Annotated in this window: 4 protein-coding genes and 1 pseudogene; 3 read left to right on the top strand and 2 right to left on the bottom strand. The window is 55.9% G+C overall.

Annotated features, from left to right (window positions below; all coding sequences use genetic code 11):
• The first annotated feature begins 198 nt into the window (after positions 1–198).
• Positions 199–417: a hypothetical protein gene (locus CO667_RS34290; protein WP_096772157.1), complete on the top strand. Its 219-nt coding sequence runs from the start codon at positions 199–201 to the stop codon at positions 415–417.
• A 351-nt stretch (positions 418–768) separates the two neighbouring features.
• Here the strand turns inward: CO667_RS34290 and CO667_RS34285 are convergent, their stop codons facing one another.
• Positions 769–1,683 carry a hypothetical protein gene (locus CO667_RS34285; protein WP_040111901.1) on the bottom strand — a complete coding sequence of 305 codons (915 nt, stop codon included), beginning with the start codon at positions 1,681–1,683 and terminating at the stop codon, positions 769–771.
• 937 nt (positions 1,684–2,620) lie between these two features.
• On the opposite strand from CO667_RS34285, the gene nodA reads away from it, so the two are divergent.
• The gene (gene nodA / locus CO667_RS34275) at positions 2,621–3,208 is read left to right on the top strand and encodes a nodulation N-acyltransferase NodA (protein ID WP_096772155.1); all 588 of its coding nucleotides are present in this window, start codon (positions 2,621–2,623) and stop codon (positions 3,206–3,208) included.
• 412 nt (positions 3,209–3,620) lie between these two features.
• On the opposite strand, the pseudogene CO667_RS35620 reads toward nodA, so the two are convergent.
• Positions 3,621–4,004 (bottom strand): annotated as a pseudogene (locus CO667_RS35620) (GDP-mannose 4,6-dehydratase); the annotation flags it as partial.
• Positions 4,005–4,186: 182 nt separating this feature from the next.
• On the opposite strand from CO667_RS35620, the gene CO667_RS35695 reads away from it, so the two are divergent.
• A partial coding sequence (locus tag CO667_RS35695) for a hypothetical protein (protein ID WP_210421758.1) occupies positions 4,187–4,435 on the top strand: 249 nt, incomplete at its 3' end.

The following is a 4,435-nucleotide window of genomic DNA, read 5'->3' as shown; positions in this document are numbered from 1 at the left end:
CGGCAACAAGGTGCCGATCTCGTTGGTGAATTCAGGGTGCGCAACCAGCCCGCCTCCCTGAGTAAAGCCGGAAAACTCTAGCATGCGGTGGTCCAACGTTTGGGAGCGGTTCACTGACGCCGAGGCTCTAATCGCCGCCGGATGAAAATTCAGTGGCAGGTCACGGGAAGCGCTCCGCATAGATAGATGAGACGAACAATGGAAGAATGCATCAATATAGACAATCGGGATGACTTTGGTAACTGGGCGATCAAGGTCGCCAAGCAGATTGTCGGCGAACAGGGTTTTGATCTAGCCAAGGCCGTACGTGATGGAACCGAAGACGCAGTCCGGGAAGCAGGCAATGCTCTTGGACAGGCTATCAACAACGCGCTCATGGAAGTCTATGACGGCCTCCTCGAAGATGCGCCAGAATAGGCCCACGAAACGTTTAACGGCTTAACAACACTGATCATCTCCAGCACCGCTAAACCAGGATGGGTTCGGCGTGGCATGTTCAAGCCGGTGATATCGCCCTTTGCGCCGCGGCCGAGTGTCGCCAGCAAGGGGACAGACGTCAAAGTTTACGCCTTTGGTCTCGATGTTGCACAAGGAGCCAATTCCAGCGGTCACGAAGTACTTGGTATGCACCCGTGGGAACAACATGGGCGCTTCAATTGAACGGAAACTCAAATTTATGGCTGGCTCTGACAAATTACGGACGATCAGCGATAGTTCGGGTCTCCAGCGGGATTGCAGCATGAGGCCGGCAGTCAATACCAAAGGACATTACTGCGACTTCGCCGAATGCCGGTAATAGACATCCGCCAGAATGTGGTGGTCATGGCGGTAGACTTCGGCCATGATATTATAGAGGCTTGGATCGTGAGCCTCGAAATCTTCTGATGTGGCAATGGTGAGATTGCCTCGGCTGTAAGCCAAGTTCGTATTGAACCAAAATCGCGTGCCCTCGGCCCAATACTCATCGACGTTGTTCTCCATATAGGAACACGCCCAGAGGCCTTTCTCGTAGGCGTGCGAATAGGCACGTTCAACTCGTGCAACGAGATCAGGATCTACCGTGCGCAGCGCGTAGAAAATATTATGTGAGAATTCGTGAACAAGAATGTTCCCGCCGTAATACCGCGTGCCCGGCACGCCCATCAAATTCTCCACAGCTCCCGTCGTGTAGAGCCCGCCCATGCCGCGCGCCCTTTGTGCCCAGTAGTCTCGGGCAGTCATCTTGCCGATCGTGTTGGCGTAATCCCGCCGCTCGTCAGGGGTGAGACGTGGATCATCGGGAAGAGGCTTCTTCCAATCCCGCTGCTCGGGAATATCAGTCGTCGTCTCGTCAATTGCCATGACGCCCACCCGCGCTCCAGCCTGGATTAAAGCATCGCGGACATCACGGCGTTCTGACAACATGTAGAGGACAATGTCACGTGAGATCAATAGTGCCGTGTCTGGAACCTTGTTTGACGAAATAATAGGTATGCCCGCTGCGTCAGCATATTTGGCATAAAATGGATCCAGATTGAGTGATGTCGGTGGGCTGCGAACTATGAAAGTCTCGAAACTCGATACATCAGCCGCGGACAATGGCGAGTCAGATAAGACATTCTCAGCGCCGCCGAGTCTGCCTGCGGATGCAGCAAGAAGGTACCCACCGCACAACACCATCCCCATCGAGCATACGTCAATCATCGTGACCTCTCGTTAACGGCTGTCTTTCGTGAGACGACGCAACAATCGTGCCAGTCACTAAGTATTTCCTCGGGGGCACATCGGCGCCGCCGGCTCTGTATCAGACCATGTGCGTGACGATCGGCATCCGGTGACCAGGGTATGACGATCACCTCATACCGTTATCTAGGAGAAAATTGCGATCTCGCGGCCGCCTCGCCAGTCCTGGGAGGCGTTTGCTGTGTCCGGGGTCCTAAAAGCTTGCACCGGAAACGCACTGATCTGCGAATCCATTCCTGTACCCATCATCTTCTCCCGAGGTCGGGATCGCCAGGCAAGTATGTCCTCTGGCAATCTTCGCCGATACCCAGCGTGCCGGTCCATGGGTTGCGATAGCCAAAGCGAACCAGGGCGTTTTGCAAGGGGAACCCCTTTCAGATTCAACAGGAGAATGCTGCTGCCTATCGCCGCGTCCCATTTTGTGTGGAATCAGACGGGCGCAAACCGAACATTCCGAAAAAACCCCTCCGCCAGGTCGGGTCGTTCGACGACTTTCGACGCCGGGATAGACCAGCCCGGTCCCGCCGAGGGTTCTAATGTGATCTCGACAATTTGCCTGATTATCGCCGAAAACGTCTTTGGCTTGCTTCTGCCTGAGTAGCGAGCCCCTCAGTCATGGTCAACTTTTCAGTTCAATGTCGTGGATGCCTGATCAAGATGATCCAGCATGATGGACAAGGCGGCATGTTCACGAAGAAGTTGGAGCTCGGCCGCTTCATCTGGCGTCGGCAGCCGATGGCAGGCCGATTGATTGGAACGCATCCATTGGACGGATGAGTTCCATCCAAACAAATGATTTCACCAGCTTATACCAGTGCCATTAGAAGCGCCCCAACGAGTGCGTATCAAGTAGTTGCTCTGTCGACGCCTGGACAGAGTATTAAGTGGAGGTTTAGGTATGAGCCCTCAGGTGCGGTGGAAAGTATGCTGGGAAAACGAGTTGGAGCTCTCTGACCACACGGAGCTCGCAGATTTCTTTCGGAAGACCTATGGGCCAACTGGAGCTTACAACGCCCTTCCATTCGAAGGTGCTCGTAGTTGGTCAGGAGCTAGGCCCGAGCTTCGCGTAATAGGCTATGATGCGCACGGTGTGGCCGCTCACATGGGGTTGTTGCGTCGTTTCGTTCGGATTGGCGAGGTCGATCTACTCGTATGCGAGCTTGGATTGTGGGGCGTGCGTCCAGATCTTGAGGGGTACGGCATTAATTCGATGCGCATTGTTTACCCAGTGCTGCAGCAACTTGGCGTTCGGTTTGCGTTCGGCGGTGTTCGGCAGGCGTTGCGCAACCTTGTTCTCAGGCTCTGCCGAAATGGTCTTGCGACGGTTTTGGAAGGGGTACGCGTGCGATCCACCCTTGCCGATGTTTATCTCAACCTCCCGCCGACGCGCTGTGAAAACGTAATTCTGGTAGTATTCCCAATAGGATGCTCAATGAGTGATTGGCCATCGGGGACCTTGATCGAGCGGAATGGCCCTGAGCTATGAAAGAGCATGGTCCCATAGCTGAAGTTATCCGAAGAGAGACGGTGGCGGCCCAGTGATCGGTGCGTCTATTTAACCCTCGATGACGGACCGACTCACACGATGACACATCCCGCACCTTTCGATCTGCGAACGCTTAGACGTCAAGCTTGAGATATTCGAGACAAGCAGGACCATCAGGGACATATGCCCCGAAGCCTCGGTACCGCAATCCGGGCACCTGGAGGAAGTATGAACATTATCGGCTAATGCCGTATTTTTGCGCGCTCGCGGGTTCACGATCCGCGCTCCTCGTTCGACCCGCTAACTGACGCCACTGCCGCAGAGCACGGCATCGGAGCCTGCGTACAAGCGCACTGCCGACCATACTGCGATGGCCGACAACCCAGATCTTCTTGTTGGACAAGTCGTACACTTAGAGCTCTTCCCGGCTGTTCAGGGCCTTCCAGTGCTTGACACCTCGCGCACCTTCTCGGCGACGAGCTCCCGAACCGGGTTCTTGTGTTGCCAGCCCAGCTTCTGGCGGGCCTTGGTCGGATCACCGGCAGAAGATCGACTTCCGTCGGGCGGAGGTATCGAGGATCGACTTCCACAAGGCAGGCACCGGACGCGGAGTCGTAGCCATTTCGTCGACGCCGGACGCCTTCCATTCCAAAGCAATGTCCACATCGGCAAAAGCCCGCTCGTGAAATTGGCGGACACTCGTCGTCTCGCCGGTCGCCAAGACGTGGCCATCCGGCTTGTCCTGCTGCAGCATGCGCCACATGCCCTCGACATACTCACGTGCGTGGCCCCAGTCGCAGCTCCTGACGCTGTTTTTGGCCAGCTGTCGGGCGCTGCGGGCCTGCGCGATCGAAGTTGGCTTGTTCAGCCACAAGGCGAAGCTCTGTCACCTGGGCGCTCGCATCGTCGCCCGTGCGATACGCCATTTCTCTCTTGGCTACAGGGATGTGCGATTGTCTCCAGTTTTCGGAGCTTCGTTTGATCCTGCTGATAGTCGCGGTCTCCCTGCCGCGCGGTCGACCGAGCGGTGCAAGTGATGCCCTTACGACACCGTCTGTCGGCTTTGTCTTGTCGGCGACATTAGGGTTGGTTGGCCAGTTTCCTGTGCTGGCTCCGGCTAACTTCCTGAAACCCAACAAAAAGATCTTTCCTTCGGCTCGATCGGCCCACATGGCACGGGTTTTGAAGACTGCCCTGGGAGGCGGCGCGAGCTGCCGGCCTTTTACT

Source organism: Rhizobium sp. L43 (assembly GCF_002531725.1).
GTDB lineage: Bacteria > Pseudomonadota > Alphaproteobacteria > Rhizobiales > Rhizobiaceae > Rhizobium.
This window is presented reverse-complemented; position numbering and strand designations above follow the sequence as displayed.

Bases quoted from the DNA above. Each gene is read 5' to 3' on its own strand.
- CO667_RS34290 (WP_096772157.1), top strand. From the start codon at position 199: ATGGAAGAATGCATCAATATAGACAATCGGGATGACTTTGGTAACTGG.
- CO667_RS34285 (WP_040111901.1), bottom strand. From the start codon at position 1,683: ATGATTGACGTATGCTCGATGGGGATGGTGTTGTGCGGTGGGTACCTT.
- nodA (WP_096772155.1), top strand. From the start codon at position 2,621: ATGAGCCCTCAGGTGCGGTGGAAAGTATGCTGGGAAAACGAGTTGGAG.